General features: G+C 70.8%; 14 protein-coding genes. 4 read left to right on the forward strand and 10 right to left on the reverse strand.

Annotated features, from left to right (window positions below; translation table 11 throughout):
• Positions 1–70: 70 nt before the first annotated feature.
• Together DC008_RS08695 and DC008_RS08700 are read left to right on the forward strand one after the other, a co-directional pair.
• Entirely contained in the window at positions 71–910 is an 840-nt protein-coding gene (locus tag DC008_RS08695; protein ID WP_108706462.1) for a thioredoxin domain-containing protein, read from the forward strand.
• Positions 911–1,024: 114 nt separating this feature from the next.
• Positions 1,025–2,686, forward strand: a complete 1,662-nt coding sequence (locus DC008_RS08700) for an alkaline phosphatase D family protein (RefSeq protein ID WP_108706463.1) — start codon at positions 1,025–1,027, stop codon at positions 2,684–2,686.
• On the opposite strand, the gene DC008_RS08705 is transcribed toward DC008_RS08700, so the two are convergent.
• Positions 2,671–3,270, reverse strand: a complete 600-nt coding sequence (locus DC008_RS08705) for a dienelactone hydrolase family protein (protein WP_108706464.1) — start codon at positions 3,268–3,270, stop codon at positions 2,671–2,673. The genes DC008_RS08700 and DC008_RS08705 overlap by 16 nt on opposite strands.
• A 93-nt stretch (positions 3,271–3,363) precedes the next feature.
• On the opposite strand from DC008_RS08705, the gene DC008_RS08710 reads away from it, so the two are divergent.
• Entirely contained in the window at positions 3,364–4,485 is a 1,122-nt protein-coding gene (locus tag DC008_RS08710; protein ID WP_108706465.1) for a mechanosensitive ion channel family protein, read from the forward strand.
• 5 nt (positions 4,486–4,490) lie between these two features.
• Here the strand turns inward: DC008_RS08710 and DC008_RS08715 are convergent, their stop codons facing one another.
• The 6 genes from DC008_RS08715 to DC008_RS08740 form a co-directional block, all read right to left on the reverse strand.
• Entirely contained in the window at positions 4,491–5,231 is a 741-nt protein-coding gene (locus tag DC008_RS08715; RefSeq protein WP_108710613.1) for an SDR family NAD(P)-dependent oxidoreductase, read from the reverse strand.
• 38 nt (positions 5,232–5,269) lie between these two features.
• Complete coding sequence (locus DC008_RS08720) at positions 5,270–6,856, reverse strand: Na+/H+ antiporter (RefSeq protein ID WP_108706466.1); 1,587 nt, start codon at positions 6,854–6,856, stop codon at positions 5,270–5,272.
• A 79-nt stretch (positions 6,857–6,935) separates the two neighbouring features.
• The gene (locus tag DC008_RS08725) at positions 6,936–7,409 is read right to left on the reverse strand and encodes a GNAT family N-acetyltransferase (protein WP_108706467.1); all 474 of its coding nucleotides are present in this window, start codon (positions 7,407–7,409) and stop codon (positions 6,936–6,938) included.
• A complete protein-coding gene (locus DC008_RS08730; RefSeq protein WP_108706468.1) occupies positions 7,406–8,350 on the reverse strand; it encodes an RluA family pseudouridine synthase in 945 nt (314 codons plus the stop codon). The genes DC008_RS08725 and DC008_RS08730 overlap by 4 nt, the downstream gene beginning before the upstream one ends.
• Before the next feature lie 73 nt (positions 8,351–8,423).
• The gene (gene lspA / locus DC008_RS08735) at positions 8,424–9,023 is read right to left on the reverse strand and encodes a signal peptidase II (protein WP_108706469.1); all 600 of its coding nucleotides are present in this window, start codon (positions 9,021–9,023) and stop codon (positions 8,424–8,426) included.
• A 70-nt stretch (positions 9,024–9,093) separates the two neighbouring features.
• Positions 9,094–9,981: a TraR/DksA C4-type zinc finger protein gene (locus tag DC008_RS08740; protein WP_108706470.1), complete on the reverse strand. Its 888-nt coding sequence runs from the start codon at positions 9,979–9,981 to the stop codon at positions 9,094–9,096.
• 615 nt (positions 9,982–10,596) lie between these two features.
• Between DC008_RS08740 and ileS the strand changes: the two genes are divergently transcribed.
• Positions 10,597–13,737, forward strand: a complete 3,141-nt coding sequence (gene ileS, locus DC008_RS08750) for an isoleucine--tRNA ligase (protein ID WP_108706471.1) — start codon at positions 10,597–10,599, stop codon at positions 13,735–13,737.
• Between the two features lie 251 nt (positions 13,738–13,988).
• On the opposite strand, the gene DC008_RS08755 is transcribed toward ileS, so the two are convergent.
• The 3 genes from DC008_RS08755 to DC008_RS08765 are packed head-to-tail and all read right to left on the reverse strand — an operon-like array spanning position 13,989 to position 16,169.
• A complete protein-coding gene (locus DC008_RS08755) occupies positions 13,989–15,125 on the reverse strand; it encodes a DivIVA domain-containing protein (protein WP_108706472.1) in 1,137 nt (378 codons plus the stop codon).
• A gap of 55 nt (positions 15,126–15,180) precedes the next feature.
• Entirely contained in the window at positions 15,181–15,468 is a 288-nt protein-coding gene (locus DC008_RS08760) for a YggT family protein (RefSeq protein WP_055621611.1), read from the reverse strand.
• A gap of 59 nt (positions 15,469–15,527) precedes the next feature.
• Positions 15,528–16,169, reverse strand: coding sequence for a cell division protein SepF (locus tag DC008_RS08765; RefSeq protein WP_055621612.1), 642 nt, complete (start codon positions 16,167–16,169; stop codon positions 15,528–15,530).
• Positions 16,170–16,259: the final 90 nt, after the last annotated feature.

Genomic DNA, 16,259 nt, shown 5'->3' on the forward strand with positions numbered 1-16,259 from the left:
TGAGCAATACGGCCCACCCGTACGTACCCCGCACACGACGTGTGCGCGTCCCCATGCATGGAGATCACCAATGAGCAAGCGGAACAGCCAAGCGGCGAAGTCGGCGGCCCGAGAGCGCCTGCGCGCCGAACGCGAGCGCGAGGCCAAGCGCGCGAAGGTCAGGCGCCAGATCGTCGTCGCGGCCTCGGTCGTCGGCGTCCTGGCGGCGGCCGGCGGCATCGGCTACGCGGTCGTCCAGGCGAACAAGCCCAATTACTGGGAGTCGCTGACCGACGCCAAGGTCACCGCGCCGGCGAACACGACCGGGACGAACGGCACGACCGTCGTCATCGGCAAGGACAGCGCCAAGAAGACCCTGAAGCTGTACGAGGACCCGCGCTGCCCGGTCTGCGCCTCCTTCGAGCAGGCCGTCGGCCCGACCGTCGAGAAGGACATCGACGCCGGCAAGTTCAAGCTGCAGTTCGTCGGCGGCACCTTCCTCGACGGCGACCAGATGAAGGAGGGCGATATCGGGGCGAACGGCGAGGGCTCGAAGAACGCGATGAGCGCCCTGGGCGCCGCGCTGAATGTGAGCCCCGAGGCGTTCCTCGCCTACAAGAGCGCCCTGTACTCGGAGAAGTTCCACCCGCTGGAGTCCGAGGACAAGTTCAAGGACGACGCGTACCTGATCAAGGTGGCGGACAGCGTGCCCGATCTGAAGGGCAACACCGAGTTCCAGAACGCCGTCAAGAAGGGCACGTACGACGCCTGGGCGCTGGCCATGTCGAAGACCTTCGACACCAACAAGGACGGTGTGACGGGCACGCCGAGCCTGGTGATGGACGGCAAGATCCTGGAGAAGTCCAACGCCAACGCGCCGTGGACGGTGGACGAGTACACCAAGGCCGTGGACGCGGCGCTGAAGGGCTGATCTCCGCCTTCGAGCGCCGGTGACCGCAAGGAAGCCGGACCTCCGTGTGAAGGGCGGGCGAATTTCCGCGGATTCGCCCGCCCGATCGAGTACCGCTCAGTAACCTGTTCGGCTGTGACCAGTCGATACAGATCATCCGATCAGTACAACGCGCTCAGCCCTCGCCGCCGTTCGGTCGTCAAGGCCGCGGCGGCGACGGCTGTTCTGGCCGTCCCGCTCGCCGGCGCCCTGCCCGCCCGCGCCGTCGACGCCGCCCCCGCCTTCCTGCACGGTGTCGCCTCCGGCGATCCCCTGCCGGACGGCGTCCTGCTGTGGACCCGGGTGACGCCGACGCCCGACGCCGTCCCCGGTTCCGGGATCGGCCCGGACGTCGAGGTCAGCTGGACCGTCGCCCTGGACAAGGCGTTCATGAACGTCGTCGCCAAGGGCTCGACCACCGCGACCGCGGCCTCCGACCACACCGTCAAGGCCGACATCCGCGGCCTGTCACCGGCCACCGACTACTGGTTCCGCTTCTCGGCCGGCGGCACCGACTCCCCGGCGGCGCGGACCCGCACCGCGCCGGCGGCGGACGCGGCGGTGACCAACCTGCGCTTCGGCGTGGTCTCCTGCGCCAACTGGGAGGCCGGCTACTTCTCGGCGTACCGCCATCTCGCCGCCCGCGGCGACCTCGACGCCTGGCTCCATCTCGGCGACTACATCTACGAGTACGGCACCGGGGACTACGGCACCCGCGGCAAGGTCGTCCGCCCGCACTCCCCCGCCCACGAGATCGTCACGCTCGCCGACTACCGGATCCGGCACGCCACGTACAAGACGGACCCCGACCTCCAGGCCCTGCACACCAAGGCGCCGGTCATCGCGATCTGGGACGACCACGAGTTCGCCAACGACACCTGGTCGGGCGGCGCCGAGAACCACACCGAGGGCGCCGAGGGCGCCTGGACGGCCCGTCAGGCCGCCGCCAAGCAGGCGTACTTCGAGTGGATGCCGGTGCGCCCGGCGATCGCCGGCACCACCTACCGCCGGCTGCGCTTCGGCAAGCTCGTCGACCTGTCCCTGCTCGACCTGCGCTCCTTCCGCTCCCAGCAGGTCTCGGTCGGCGACGGCGAGGTCGACGACCCCGACCGCACGCTCACCGGACGCGCCCAGCTGGACTGGCTGAAGGCGGGCCTGAAGTCCTCGGACACCACCTGGCGGCTGGTGGGCAACTCCGTGATGATCTCGCCGTTCGCGATCGGCTCCCTCTCCGCCGATCTGCTCAAGCCGCTCGCCAAGCTGCTGGGCCTGCCGCAGGAGGGGCTCGCCCTCAACCCCGACCAGTGGGACGGCTACACGGACGACCGCCGTGAACTCCTCGCGCATCTGCGGTCGAACGCGATCCGCAACACCGTCTTCCTCACCGGCGACATCCACATGGCGTGGGCGAACGACGTCCCCGTCGACGCCGGCACCTATCCGCTGTCGGCCTCCGCCGCCACGGAGTTCGTCGTCACCTCGGTGACGTCGGACAACCTGGACGACATCGTCAAGGTCCCCGAGGGCACACTCTCCGCGATCGCGTCCCCGGTCATCCGCGCCGCGAACCGGCATGTCCACTGGGTCGACACCGACCGGCACGGCTACGGGATCCTCGACATCACGGCCGAGCGCGCGCAGATGGACTACTACGTCCTGTCCGACCGCACCAAGCGCGACGCGACCGCGAAGTGGACCCGCTCCTACCGCACCCGCAACGGCACGCAGAAGGTCGAGCGCACCTACGACCCGGTGTGACCGGGCCCCAGGTTTGAGAGGCTCTCCAGGAAGCCGAGTGCCACCCGCCAGGTGGCCTCGGCCGCCTCCTCGTCGTAGTCGGGGAGGTCGGGGTCCGTGTAGAGGTGCCCGGCGCCCGCGTACCGGTGGACCTCGACGTCGGCGCCCGCGCGGCCCATCTGGAGGTACCACGCGCTCAGCCAGTCGTCCGTCTCGAACGGGTCCGGCTCGGCCACGTGCAACTGCACCGGGAGGTCGTCCACGGAGGCGTTCGCCGCGATGTCCGAGGTGCCGTGCAGAAGCAGCAGCCCGCGGGCCTTGTCGTCGCCGAGCGCCAGCGTCTGCGCGATCGAGGCGCCGAGCGAGAACCCGGCGTAGACCAGCCCCCGGTCCGAGTAGGGGGCCGCGGCCAGGACGGCCCGCTTCAGCAGCTCGTCCTTGCCGATCGACATGTTGAACTCCATGCCCTCCTCGACCGTCCCGAAGGTGTGCCCTTCGAACAGGTCGGGCGTCCACACCTCGTGTCCGGCGGCACGCAGCCGGTCCGCGGCCTGCCGCACCGCGGGCCTGAGCCCATAGGTCGAGTGAAACAGCATGATGTTCATGAGGCCATGGTGCCAGCCGCCCCGGCGAGGCCGTGACCAGCGCCTCACCGGCCATGATGTTCAGGCCCCCCGAAGGCTGGTTACGTTCGAGGGATGGAGACGATACTCCGTCCACTGCTCGTGATCGGCGGCTCGGTCCTGCTCACCCTGCTCATCGGGTGGGCCACCGACCTCGTGATGCGCAAGGCCGACGAACGGCACGGCGAGACCCCGCTGTGGGGTCTGCTGCGCCGCGCCCGGGTGCCCTGGCAGGTCGTGCTGTGCGCGGCCCTGCTCAGAGGGTCCTACGACGAGTCCCAGTTGCTGGTGGAGCACCGCGTCGCCGTGGGCCGGGTGCTCACGCTCGTGCTGATCGGCGCCGCGGCCTGGCTGGCGATCCGGATCGCCGCCGCGGTCGTGGAGACGTCGTACAGCCGCTACGCCCGGGTGCACCACGACGCGGCCCGGGTCCGCCGGGTCCGCACCCAGGTGACGCTCATCATGCGCGTGGTGTCCGCGGTCGTCGGCGTGGTGGCGGTGGCCGCGATGCTGCTGACGTTCCCGGCGTTCCGCGCGGCCGGCGCCTCGCTGCTGGCCTCGGCCGGCATCCTCGGCATCGTCGCCGGTGTGGCCGCCCAGTCCACGCTGAGCAACATGTTCGCCGGCCTGCAGATCGCCTTCGGCGACATGGTGCGCATCGGGGACACGGTCGTGGTCGACGAGGAGTGGGGCACGGTCGAGGAGATCACCCTGACCTTCCTGACCGTGCGGACCTGGGACGAGCGCCGGATCACGATGCCCGTGTCGTACTTCACGGCGAAGGCGTTCGAGAACTGGTCGCGCGGCGGCGCGCAGATGACCGGCACGGTCTATCTGCACGTCGACCACTCGGCGCCGCTGGACGCGATGCGCGAGAAGCTCCGCGACATCGTGCGCGAGTGCCCGGCCTGGGACGGCCGCGACCACGGCCTGGTCGTCACCGACTCCACGCCCTCCACCATGGAGGTCCGCGCCCTGGTCACCGCGAAGGACGCGGACGACCTGTGGACGGTGCGGGTCACGGTCCGCGAGCAGTTGATCCGCTGGCTGACCGAGCGGCACCCGTACGCGCTGCCCCGCGTCAACGCGGCGGACGCGGTCCTGCCGCCCGGCTTCCCGGTCCCCGACCGCGTCCCGACGGCCCGCCGCACCCTGCCCCGCGGCCAGCAGCCCTCGGCCCGGACCGAACGGCCCTGACGGGTTCAGTGCCCGCGTTCGGCCCCGCCGTTGACCTGGATGATCTGTGAGGTGATGTGGCCGGCGGCGTGCGAGGCCAGAAAGTGCAGCGTCGCGGCCACATCGCCGGGCGTCCCGGCCCGCCCGTTGGACGTCTCGGCGATGAGCCGCGCGCGCCGCTCCTCGCTCATCGCGTCGCCGAAGAACCCGGTGTCCTCGACGTACCCGGGCGCGACGACGTTCACGGTGATCCCGCGCGGCCCCAACTGACGGGCGAGATCATGGGCGTACGGGTGCAGCGCCGCCTTGGACGCCGCGTACGCCCCGCTGCCGGAGCCCCGGAAGGCGGCGATGGAGCTGAGGAACAGCACCCGCCCGCCGGGGTCGGCGAGCCGGTCCTTCAGCGCCTCGGTGAGCAGGGCGGCGGTCAGCGTGTTGAGGCCGAAGTTCAGGGTCCAGTCGTGCAGGACGACGTCGAGCGGTTCGTCGCTCTCCACCCAGGGTTCCAGCCCGCCCGAGCCGCCGGCGCTGTGGATCAGCACGTCCACGGTGCCGAACTCGGCGGCGACGAAGCGCTCCACCGCCCGCGCCCCGCGCGGCCTGCTCAGATCCGCCGCCAAGGTCAGGGCGCCGGGCACCCCGGCCTCCTCCAGGACCTCGGCGCGCCGCCCGAGCAGCAGCACCTGATCGCCGTCCGCGGCGAACAACCGGGCCGTCGCCAGCCCGATCCCCGTACCGCCTCCACTGATGACAACGTTGCGAGCCATGATCAGATGGTACGAAGTCACCGGCCCCGGCGGGCGGATCAGCGCAGACTGCGCACGTCCAGGTGGCGCAGCACCCGGTCGACGACCTCGGGGTCGGCGCCCGGCTCGCTGCGGGCCGCGAGCACCTCGTGCCGGGCGGCGCTCAGCAGCTCGCCCTGGATGCGCCGTACCCGCTTCAGCCGTCTGACCCGCTGATCGTGGGCCTCCCGGCGCTCCTCCTCGCCCAGGTCGGGGCTGATCCGCACACCGATCTCCAGGGCCCGCCGCAGCATCTGCTCGGACAGCTCGTCGGGCAGATCCTCGACGGCCTCGATCTCCCGCAGTCTGCGTTTGGCGGCCTTGGCCGCGCGGATCGCCAGAGTCCGTTCGAACTCCTTCTCGTGTTCGCTGTCGGCCTCCACGCCGAGCCGCTTGACCAGCCACGGCAGGGTCAGCCCCTGGAGCACGAGGGTCGCCATGATCACGCCGAACGCGATGAAGATGATCTCGTCCCGGTCGGGGAACGGCGAGCCCGCGTCGGTCTCCAGGGGGATGGCCAGCGCCAGCGCCACGGACGCCACCCCGCGCATTCCCGACCACCACATGACGACGGTCTCGCGCCAGGTCATCGGGATCTCCTCCTCGACGTCCCGTCTGGCGTGCATCCGTTTGGCGAGCCAGCTGGCCGGCAGCAGATAGAGCAGGCGCACGAGCACGACGACACCGACGATCGCGCCGGCCCAGGTGAGCATCTCGCCCCAGCGGCCGGACGCGGTGCTGATGGCGTTGTGCAGTTCGAGGCCCACCAGGCCGAAGGCGACACCGGTGACGAGTGTGTCGACGATGTCCCAGAAGGTGTGCCCGGCGAGCCGGGTCATGACGTCGTCGGCGTCGGTGGCGTACTCGGCGAGGAACAGGGCGGTGACGAGCACCGCGAGCACACCGGAGCCGTGCAGTTCCTCGGCCATCACGTACGAGGCGTACGGCACGAGGAGCGAGAGCCCGATCTGCAGGGTGGGGTCGCCGAGGAGGTCCATGAGCTTGTAGGCGCCCCAGCCGAGGGCGAGCCCCACGGCCAGCGCGACCACCGCGGACAGCACCAGGTCGAGTCCGGCCTGCCACGGGGAGAAGGTGCCGCTCACGGCGGCGGCGATCGCCACGTGGTAGAGCACGATCGCCGTGACGTCGTTGAAGAGGCCCTCGCCCTCCAGGATCGACACCAGGCGGCGGGGCAGCCCGAGCTGGCCCGCCACGGCGGTGGCCGCGACCGGGTCGGGCGGTGCGACGAGGGCACCCAGCGCCACGGCCGCGGCGATCGGCAGGCCCGGCACGATGGTGTGGGCGACGGCGGCCACGCACAGGGTGGTGACGAAGACCAGGGCGACGGCCAGCAGCAGGATGGGCCGAACGTTCGCCGCGAACTGCCGCCAGGACGTGCGGCGTACGGCGGCGTAGAGCAGCGGTGGCAGCAGCAGCGGCAGGATCAGGTCGGGCGGGACGTCCACGTTGGGGACGAACTCCAGCAGCGCGAGGACGATCCCGAACAGGGTCATCAGCACGGGCGCGGGCAGACCGATCCGGTCCCCGACCGGGACGCTCACCAGGGCCCCGAGCAACAGCACGAACAGCAGGGCCAACTGATCCACGGTCAGCGCTCCGACGAGTAGGCATCCACGGACGGACTCAAGCCTGCCACGCAGCGCGTCCCACCAGCGCGTTCGCGCCCTACGGCGTCAGGTCGCGCCGCATCGCCCGGTGGGGTATCCCGGCGTCGGGGAACTCGGGTCCGTACGCCTGGTACCCCAGACGCTCGTAGAAACCCAGAGCGTGGGTCTGCGCGTGCAGATCGACGGCCGTGAGGCCCCTCACGCGGGCCGCGTCCTCCACGGCCCGCACGAGGGCCGCGCCGACGCCCAGGCCCCGGGCCTCCTTCGTCACGGCGAGCCGCCCGAGCGCGCCCACGGCGGGGTCCCCGCCGGTCTTCGCGGCGGCCGCCTCGCCGTACAGCAGCCGGCCGGTCCCGAGCGGCAGCCCGTCCTCGCGGACCGCCAGCACATGGACCGCGCCTTCGTCGTAGGCGTCGTACTCGATCTCCGGCGGGACGCCCTGCTCGGCGACGAAGACCTCCTTGCGGACGGCGAAGCACGCCTCGCGGTCGGCGGGGTCCTCGGCGACCCTGACCGTGACGGCCGGGCTCATGCGTAGGTCTCCTCGCGCACCTGGTCGAGGGCCTGCTGGAGGTCGGCCGGGTAGTCGCTGGCGAACTCCACCCACTGCCCGTCCCCGGGGTGCTCGAAGCCGAGCCGCACGGCGTGCAGCCACTGGCGGGTCAGCCGCAGCCGCTTGGCGAGCGTCGGGTCGGCGCCGTAGGTGAGGTCGCCGACGCAGGGGTGCCGGTGGGCGGCCATGTGGACGCGGATCTGGTGGGTGCGCCCGGTCTCCAGCTTCACGTCGAGCAGCGAGGCCGCGCGGAACGCCTCGATGAGGTCGTAGTGCGTGACCGACGCCTTGCCCTCGGCGGTGACCGCCCACTTGTAGTCGTGCTGCGGATGGCGGCCGATGGGGGCGTCGATGGTGCCGCTGGTCGGGTCGGGGTGGCCCTGGACGAGCGTGTGGTACCGCTTGTCGACCGTGCGCTCCTTGAACTGGCGCTTGAGCGAGGTGTACGCGTACTCGGACTTGGCGACGACCATGAGGCCGGAGGTGCCCACGTCGAGCCGGTGCACGATGCCCTGGCGCTCGGCGGCGCCCGAGGTGGAGATCCGGTAGCCGGCGGCGGCCAGCCCGCCGATCACCGTCGGCCCGCTCCAGCCCGGCGAGGGGTGGGCGGCGACGCCGACGGGCTTGACGATCACGACGATGTCGTCGTCGTCATGGACGATCTCCATGCCCTCGACGGGCTCGGCGACGACCTGCACGGGAGCGGGGGCCTGCGGCATCTCGACCTCCAGCCAGGCCCCGCCGTGCACCCGCTCGGACTTCCCGACCACCGACCCGTCGACCGTGACCTTCCCCGCCGCGGCCAGCTCGGCCGCCTTCGTACGGGAGAAGCCGAACATGCGGGAGATGGCGGCGTCGACGCGCTCGCCCTCCAGGCCGTCCGGCACGGGCAGGGTACGGATCTCGGGAATCGTGCTCACCCGTCGAGTATGCCGGACGGGGCAGGCCGGCCCGCACGGGCCTGTGGAAAACCCCGTCGCACCCGGCCTGCGGTCAGTCCTTGTGGACGGTCCCGTCCGGGTCCAGGCCCCGGAACGACAGCAGCACGATCAGGATGCCGCCGCACACGATCGCGGAGTCCGCGAGGTTGAACACGGCGAAGTGCTTCGGCGCGATGAAGTCCACGACGGCGCCCTCGAAGACGCCGGGCGAGCGGAAGATCCGGTCGGTGAGGTTGCCGAGCGCCCCGCCGAGCAGCAGGCCGAGCGCGATCGCCCAGGGCAGGCTGTACAGCTTGCGGGCGAGCCGGGCGATCACCACGATCACGGCGGCCGCGATCACCGTGAAGATCACGGTGAAGGCCTCGCCGAAGCCGAAGGCAGCGCCCGCGTTGCGGATCGCCTCGAACTGCAGCCAGTCCCCGATGATCTCGATCGGCGGGTGGTGCTCGAGCTCGGCGACCACCCACATCTTGCTGACCAGGTCGAGGACGTACGCGAACGCGGCGACGCCGAACAGCACGGCGATCCGGCGCCTGCCCCGGGGCCGCTCGGCGTCCGCCGTGTCCTTCGCCCGCCGGTCGGACTGCTCCGGCCCGGCGTCCCCCGTCTCCGGGGAGTCCGGCGTACCGATGATGCGCTCCGCCTCTGCCACGTGAGTCCCTCGACCTAGGTACCTGACTGAGGACGAGGGTACGGCACGTCCCGCGTCACCCGCCTGCCGGTCAGTACCGGCGCTCCTGCTTCTGCTTGCACTCCACGCACAGCGTCGCGCGCGGGAAGGCCTGCATCCTGGCCTTGCCGATCGGGTTGCCGCAGTTCTCGCACAGACCGTAGGTGCCCGCGTCCAGCCGCTCCAGGGCGTGCTCGGTCTGGATCAGCATCTCGCGCGCGTTCGCGGCGAGGGCCAGTTCGTGCTCGCGCGTGATGTTCTTGGCGCCGGTGTCCGCCTGGTCGTCGCCGGCCCCGTCCCCGGAGTCCCGCATCAGACCGGCGAGGGACCGCTCGGAGGAGCTGAGCTCCTCGCGCAGCCGGGTCTCCTCGGCCTGGAGCTCGGCCCGCGCCTCCTCGACCTCTTCCGGGGTCCAGGGGTCCTCACCGGGGCGTACGGCCAGGTCGCCGGGGTCCGCCGCGGCGATGCGCGCCTTGGGAACGGCGGTCTTGGCCGCCGTGGCCGTGCCAGGAGTCTTCTTCGCAACCACTGTCGTGGCTCCCGTCTGCTCCGCGGTCTGCGCCGCGCCCGCCTTCTTGGCCCTGCTCCGGCCGGCCGTCCGCTCCCCGGCCGCCCGTCCCGCGTCCACCGCCTTCTTCTTCGCACCGCCGGCGGTGGTCTTCCTGGTGCCGCGCGTCCCGCTCGCCCTGGCGGTCCCTTCCGTCACGCTCGCCTTCTTCTTCCCCGCGCCGGTGTCCGCGCGCGCGGACGCCGTGCTCCTGGTGGCCCCCTTCTTCGCGGCGGCCCCGGCCACCTTCTTCGCGGTCGCGCCCCCCTGGGCGCTCTTCCCGCCGTTCACGTCCTTGGCCGCGCGCCCGGAGGCGGCCGCGCCCCCGGAGGCACCGGCACGGGTCGAGCCGCTCGACCCCGACTGCTGTACGGCGGTCTTCTTCGCCACCATGCCGCGGCCCCTTCACATTTTATGATCTTGCTCGCGAATCGTGCTGGGACGATAAATCGACTCGAGTCCCGCGGCAACGGGGCACACCGCCCGATTCGCCCGCCCCGCGCAGGGAGCGCGCCGGACTTGCATCCGTTGTGCCCAGCTCCCCGCCGGGTATGCCGCCGGGAACGACGTCCCGGGATCCGAACAGGCGTGCCGCGCCATTCGAGTCACCGCGCGCCGCGTCCGCCCGCCCACGCGCCCTCGGCTCCGGTGCCGTAAATCCGGTCGGCCGGTGTCCCCGCGGCGCCGTACACTGGGCTGAGCGAAAAGCGTGGATGGGGACGAGTAGCGGCGTACGCAGCCCAGAGCGACCCGGGGACGGTGTGAGCCCGGGGGCGAGCGCGACGTGAAGATCACCCCGGAGCCGCCGGAGGAAAGCCGCAGCAGCGTCATCGCAGCGGCGAGTAGAACCGGTATCGCGACCCCAATGAGGGGGCTCACCGGCGCACACCCCGCACCGGAGGGCCAAGGAGGGTGGTACCGCGGGAGCGCGCCGCACCGGCGCACGGAAAGAGCCGGCTCTCGTCCCTCCGGACGGAAGGCAGCAAGTCCGCCGGAGGAAGCTCGCTGATGACACAGCCGACGTACCGCCAGGTGCCCGCCCAGGTCGACCTGCCCGCGCTCGAGCACGCGGTGCTCGACTTCTGGCGCGAGCAGAAGATCTTCGCCAAGAGCCTGGAGCAGTCCGAGGGGCGCCCCGAGTGGGTGTTCTACGAGGGCCCGCCCACCGCCAACGGCATGCCGGGCGCCCACCACATCGAGGCCCGCGTCTTCAAGGACGTCTTCCCCCGCTTCCGCACCATGCGCGGCTACCACGTGGCCCGCAAGGCCGGCTGGGACTGCCACGGCCTGCCCGTGGAGCTGGCGGTCGAGAAGGAGCTCGGCTTCTCCGGCAAGCAGGACATCGAGGCGTACGGCATCGCCGAGTTCAACGCCAAGTGCCGTGAGTCGGTGACCCGCCACACCGACGCCTTCGCCGAGCTGACGACCCGCATGGGCTACTGGGTCGACCTCGACGACGCCTACCGGACGATGGACCCCGAGTACGTGGAGTCCGTCTGGTGGTCGCTGAAGGAGATCTTCAACAAGGGCCTGCTGGTCCAGGACCACCGGGTCGCCCCCTGGTGCCCCCGCTGCGGCACCGGCCTGTCCGACCACGAGCTTGCGCAGGGCTACGAGACGGTCGTCGACCCCTCCGTCTACGTCCGCTTCCCGCTGACCTCCGGCCCGCTGGCCGGCGAGGCCGCCCTCCTGGTGTGGACGACCACCCCGTGGACCCTCGTCTCCAACACGGCCGTCGCCGCGCATCCCGACGTCACCTACGTCGTCGCGACGAACGGCGAGGAGAAGCTGGTCGTCGCCGAGCCGCTGGTCGAGAAGTCCCTCGGTGAGGGCTGGGAGACCACCGGACAGTCCTTCACGGGCGCCGAGATGGAGCGCTGGACGTACCAGCGCCCGTTCGAGCTGGTCGAGTTCCCGGCCGAGGCCCACTACGTGGTCAACGCCGAGTACGTCACCACCGAGGACGGCACCGGTCTGGTCCACCAGTCCCCCGCCTTCGGTGAGGACGACCTCAAGGTCTGCCGCTCCTACGGCCTCCCGGTCGTGAACCCGGTCCGCCCCGACGGCACCTTCGAGGAGGACGTCCCGCTCGTCGGCGGCGTCTTCTTCAAGAAGGCCGACGAGAAGCTCACCGCCGACCTCGACGAGCGCGGCCTCCTCTTCAAGCACATCCCGTACGAGCACAGCTACCCGCACTGCTGGCGCTGCCACACCGCGCTGCTCTACTACGCGCAGCCGTCCTGGTACATCCGCACCACGGCCGTCAAGGACCGCCTCCTCGAGGAGAACGAGGGCACCAACTGGTTCCCGGACACGGTCAAGCACGGCCGCTACGGCGACTGGCTCAACAACAACATCGACTGGGCGCTCTCCCGCAACCGTTACTGGGGCACCCCGCTGCCGATCTGGCGCTGCGAGGACGACCACCTCACGGTCGTCGGCTCCCGCGCGGAGCTGTCCGAGCTGACCGGCACCGACCAGTCCGGCCTCGACCCGCACCGGCCGTACATCGACGAGGTCACCTTCGCCTGCCCGACCTGTGAGAAGACCGCCACGCGCGTGCCGGAGGTGATCGACGCCTGGTACGACTCGGGTTCGATGCCGTTCGCGCAGTGGGGCTACCCGTACAAGAACAAGGAGCTGTTCGAGGCCCGCTACCCCGCGCAGTTCATCTGCGAGGCCATCGACCAGACCCGCGGCTGGTTCTACACGCTGATGGCGGTGGGCACGCTCGTCTTCGACAAGTCGTCGTACGAGAACGTCGTCTGCCTCGGCCACATCCTCGCCGAGGACGGCCGCAAGATGTCCAAGCACCTGGGCAACATCCTGCAGCCCATCCCGCTGATGGACCAGCACGGCGCGGACGCGGTGCGCTGGTTCATGGCGGCGGGCGGCTCCCCGTGGGCGGCCCGCCGCGTCGGCCACACCACGATCCAGGAGGTCGTCCGCAAGACGCTCCTGACGTACTGGAACACGGTCGCCTTCCAGGCCCTGTACGCCCGTACGTCCAACTGGGCGCCGTCCGCGGCCGATCCGGCCCCCGCCGACCGCCCGGTCCTGGACCGCTGGCTGCTGTCCGAGCTGCACGCGCTCACCGACCAGGTCACCCAGGCGCTGGAGGGCTACGACACCCAGCGCGCCGGCAAGCTGCTCTCGGCGTTCGTCGACGACCTGTCCAACTGGTACGTCCGCCGTTCGCGCCGCCGCTTCTGGCAGGGCGACAAGGCGGCGCTGCGCACCCTGCACGAGGTCGTGGAGACCGTCACCAAGCTGATGGCCCCGCTCACCCCGTTCATCACCGAGCGGGTGTGGCAGGACCTGATCGTGCCGGTGACGCCGGACGCGCCGGAGTCGGTGCATCTGGCGTCCTGGCCGGAGGCCGACCTGCCGGCGATCGACCCGCAGCTGTCCCAGCAGATGGTCCTGGTCCGCCGCCTGGTCGAGCTCGGCCGCGCCACGCGCGCGGAGTCGGGCGTCAAGACCCGTCAGCCGCTGTCGCGCGCGCTGATCGCCGCCGCCGGTTTCGACGCCCTGCACCCGGAGCTGCGTACGCAGATCACCGAGGAGCTGAACGTCGAGTCGCTGGCGTCGCTGTCCGAGGTCGGCGGCAGCCTGGTGGACACCACCGCCAAGGCCAACTTCCGCGCCCTGGGCAAGCGGTTCGGCAAGCGCGTCCAGGATGTGGCGAAGGCCGTCGCGAACGCGGACGCCGCCGCCCTGTCCCTGGCCCTGCGCGAGGGCACGGCGTCGGTCGAGGTCGACGGCGAGACGGTCGCCCTCGCCCCGGACGAGGTGATCATCACGGAGACCCCGCGTGAGGGCTGGTCGGTGGCCTCCGACTCGGGCGCCACGGTCGCCCTGGACCTGGAGATCACCGAGGAGCTGCGCCGCGCCGGTCTGGCGCGCGACGCGATCCGCCTGATCCAGGAGGCCCGTAAGAACAGCGGCCTGGACGTGGCCGACCGGATCGCCCTGCGCTGGACGGCGACGGACCCGGCGACGGTCGAGGCGCTCGACCGGCACGCCGGGCTGATCGCCGACGAGGTCCTGGCGACGGACTTCGCCCAGGGCGAGGCGGACGACTCCGGTTACGGCGCCCCGTTCACCGACGAGGGCCTTACCCTGACGTTCCGCCTCCGGAAGGCGTGACGCTCAGCCCTTCGACGCGAAGCCCCTGAACGCGACGGCCCTGAACGCCAAGGCCCTGACGCGAAGGCCCGGCCCACCGGAAAAATCTTGGTGGTGCCGGGCCTTCGGCGTTGTGTGCGTCGGACATCACACCCAGCACCGAACAAACGCCGTATACACCGTGAACACGCGTAGCAAAAGGGCGAGGCCCCGGAACTGAATCCGGGGCCTCGCCCTGAACGCTGCCGACGCCTGAGGCGTACTACCGACCGTCAGTTGTCGTCCTCGTCGATGAGGAAACCGCGCATCGGCGACGGAGCCTGTCCCATCGGGGACGGGCCCTGCGGCCGGACCGGGGCCATCGGCTGGGTCATGGCCGGCGACATCTGCTGCTGGCCGCCGTAGGACGGGCCGGCCGGCGACGGGCCACCGCCCATCGTCTGGTTGCCGCCGTACGACGGGGCGCTCGCGCCGGCCGGAGCCATCGAGGGCGCCGGGGACGGCGGCAGCGACGCCGTGGCCGGAGTGCGCGGCGGGGCCAGCGAGTCGTCCGCCTGGGTCTCCAGCTGACGCAGCTGGGACTCGAGGTAGGACTTCAGCCGCGTGCGGTACTCGCGCTCGAAGCCGCGCAGGTCCTCGACCTTGCGCTCCAGCGTGGCGCGGGCGGACTCCAGGGAGCCCATCGCGACGCGGTGCTTCTCCTGCGCGTCCCGCTCCAGGGCGTCGGCCTTGGCACGGGCGTCACGCTCCAGACCCTCGGCGCGCGAACGCGCCTCGCCCACGATCTTGTTGGCCTCGGAACGGGCCTCCGCGATCGCCTGGTCGGCGGTCTGCTGGGCGAGCGACAGAACGCGGGCCGCGCTGTCGCCACCGGGGCCGCCCTGACCGGGACCGCCCATCGGGCCACCCATAGGACCGCCCATGGGGCCGCCCATCTGCTGCATGGGGGGCTGGCCCATCGGCCCCGGACCCTGGCCCATCGGACCGGGACCCTGCGGGCCACCCTGCCCGCCGGGGCCGGCGGGCAGCTGCGGGGCACCGCTCGGCAGCTGGGGCGGACCACCCATGGGGCCACCCATCTGCTGCTGCGGCGGGCCCGATATCCCGGCGGGAACGGGTCCCCCGGGACCACGCATGCCCTGCTGCGGCATACCGCCCTGCTGCTGGTCCTGCGGACCGCCCGGTCCGCCCGGGCCCTCCGGAGGCTTGCGCATGTTCTGCTGGTTCTGGGCAGCAGCACGCGTCGCCGCGGCCAGCTTGGCGCGCAGATCCTCGTTCTCGCGGAGCAGGCGGGTCAGTTCGGCTTCGACCTCGTCGAGGAAGGCATCGACCTCGTCCTCGTCATAGCCTTCTCGGAGGCGGACGGTCGTGAACTGCTTGTTCCGCACGTCCTCGGGGGTCAACGGCATCTCTTCACCTCAACGTAGTCGTCGGCAGTCGGCAAGACCGTATCTGTCACATCGTTCACATCGCGCTCCGCACGAGCGTGATCAGGATGTAGACGATGATCAGCAGTACGAAGAAGGACAGGTCGAGCGCCACGCCCCCGAGACGCAGCGGCGGAATGAACCGCCGCAGAAGCTTCAGCGGTGGATCAGTGACAGTGTAGGTGGCCTCCAGAACGACCACCATCGCCTTGCCGGGTTGCCATGAGCGGGCGAACTGGAAGACGTAGTCCATGACCAACCGGAAGATGAGCACGATGAGGAACACCATCAGCGCGATGTAAAGAACCTGCAGGACCACGCTCATGATTGGTGTTTCCCTCTCCCCTGTCCCTGTCGGGTGTGCTGCTCTTCCGGTGGTGCGTCTCAGCTCTGGTTGAAGAACCCGCCCTCTGCGATGCGGGCCTTGTCCTCCGCCGTGACATCGACGTTAGCAGGAGACAACAGGAACACCTTCTGGGTCACCCGCTCGATACTGCCGTGAAGACCAAACACCAAACCGGCCGCAAAGTCGACAAGTCGCTTCGCGTCTGTGTCATCCATCTCAGTCAGATTCATGATCACCGGGGTGCCTTCACGGAAGTGTTCCCCGATGGTACGGGCCTCGTTGTAGGTCCGCGGGTGAAGTGTGGTGATCCGGTACGGCTCTCGTTCCGACACGACCTTGGGCATGATCACCGGTGCGTTCTTCTCCAGGCTTGCGCGTTCTTGTGTGATGGACGCCACGGGCGCGATGCGCGCCGGACGCCCGGATTCCGCGGACAGCGAAGCCGACCGGGCCACCGGTTCGCGGGGCGCGGGCGGCTGCACGATTCGCACCTCTTCGTCCCTTTGGGACTGATGTGCACTGTGAGATGAGTGGGACGGCTCGTGCCGTCGGTGGTCCCGCTCCGGCTCCGGGTCCAGTTCGGGCTCGAAGTCGTCGTCGGGGTCGAACCCCCGGCCGTCGTACCCATCGTCCTCCACGAGGCCGAGGTAGACCGCCATCTTGCGCATCGCGCCGGCCATTCTCTGAGTCCTCCGCTCTGTGGTGGATCGGCTGACGACTGCCAAGTGCCTTCGATCCACGCGGTCGTTACGTCCGCCTTTCGGCGACAT

The sequence above is a fragment of the Streptomyces nigra genome (assembly GCF_003074055.1).
Lineage (GTDB): Bacteria > Actinomycetota > Actinomycetes > Streptomycetales > Streptomycetaceae > Streptomyces > Streptomyces nigra.

Coding starts and splice junctions, on each gene's coding strand:
- ileS (WP_108706471.1), top strand. CDS start 10,597: ATGACACAGCCGACGTACCGCCAGGTGCCCGCCCAGGTCGACCTGCCC.
- DC008_RS08765 (WP_055621612.1), bottom strand. CDS start 16,169: ATGGCCGGCGCGATGCGCAAGATGGCGGTCTACCTCGGCCTCGTGGAG.
- DC008_RS08755 (WP_108706472.1), bottom strand. CDS start 15,125: ATGCCGTTGACCCCCGAGGACGTGCGGAACAAGCAGTTCACGACCGTC.
- DC008_RS08705 (WP_108706464.1), bottom strand. CDS start 3,270: ATGAACATCATGCTGTTTCACTCGACCTATGGGCTCAGGCCCGCGGTG.
- DC008_RS08760 (WP_055621611.1), bottom strand. CDS start 15,468: ATGAGCGTGGTCCTGCAGGTTCTTTACATCGCGCTGATGGTGTTCCTC.
- DC008_RS08725 (WP_108706467.1), bottom strand. CDS start 7,409: ATGAGCCCGGCCGTCACGGTCAGGGTCGCCGAGGACCCCGCCGACCGC.
- DC008_RS08740 (WP_108706470.1), bottom strand. CDS start 9,981: ATGGTGGCGAAGAAGACCGCCGTACAGCAGTCGGGGTCGAGCGGCTCG.
- DC008_RS08695 (WP_108706462.1), top strand. CDS start 71: ATGAGCAAGCGGAACAGCCAAGCGGCGAAGTCGGCGGCCCGAGAGCGC.
- DC008_RS08710 (WP_108706465.1), top strand. CDS start 3,364: ATGGAGACGATACTCCGTCCACTGCTCGTGATCGGCGGCTCGGTCCTG.
- DC008_RS08715 (WP_108710613.1), bottom strand. CDS start 5,231: ATGGCTCGCAACGTTGTCATCAGTGGAGGCGGTACGGGGATCGGGCTG.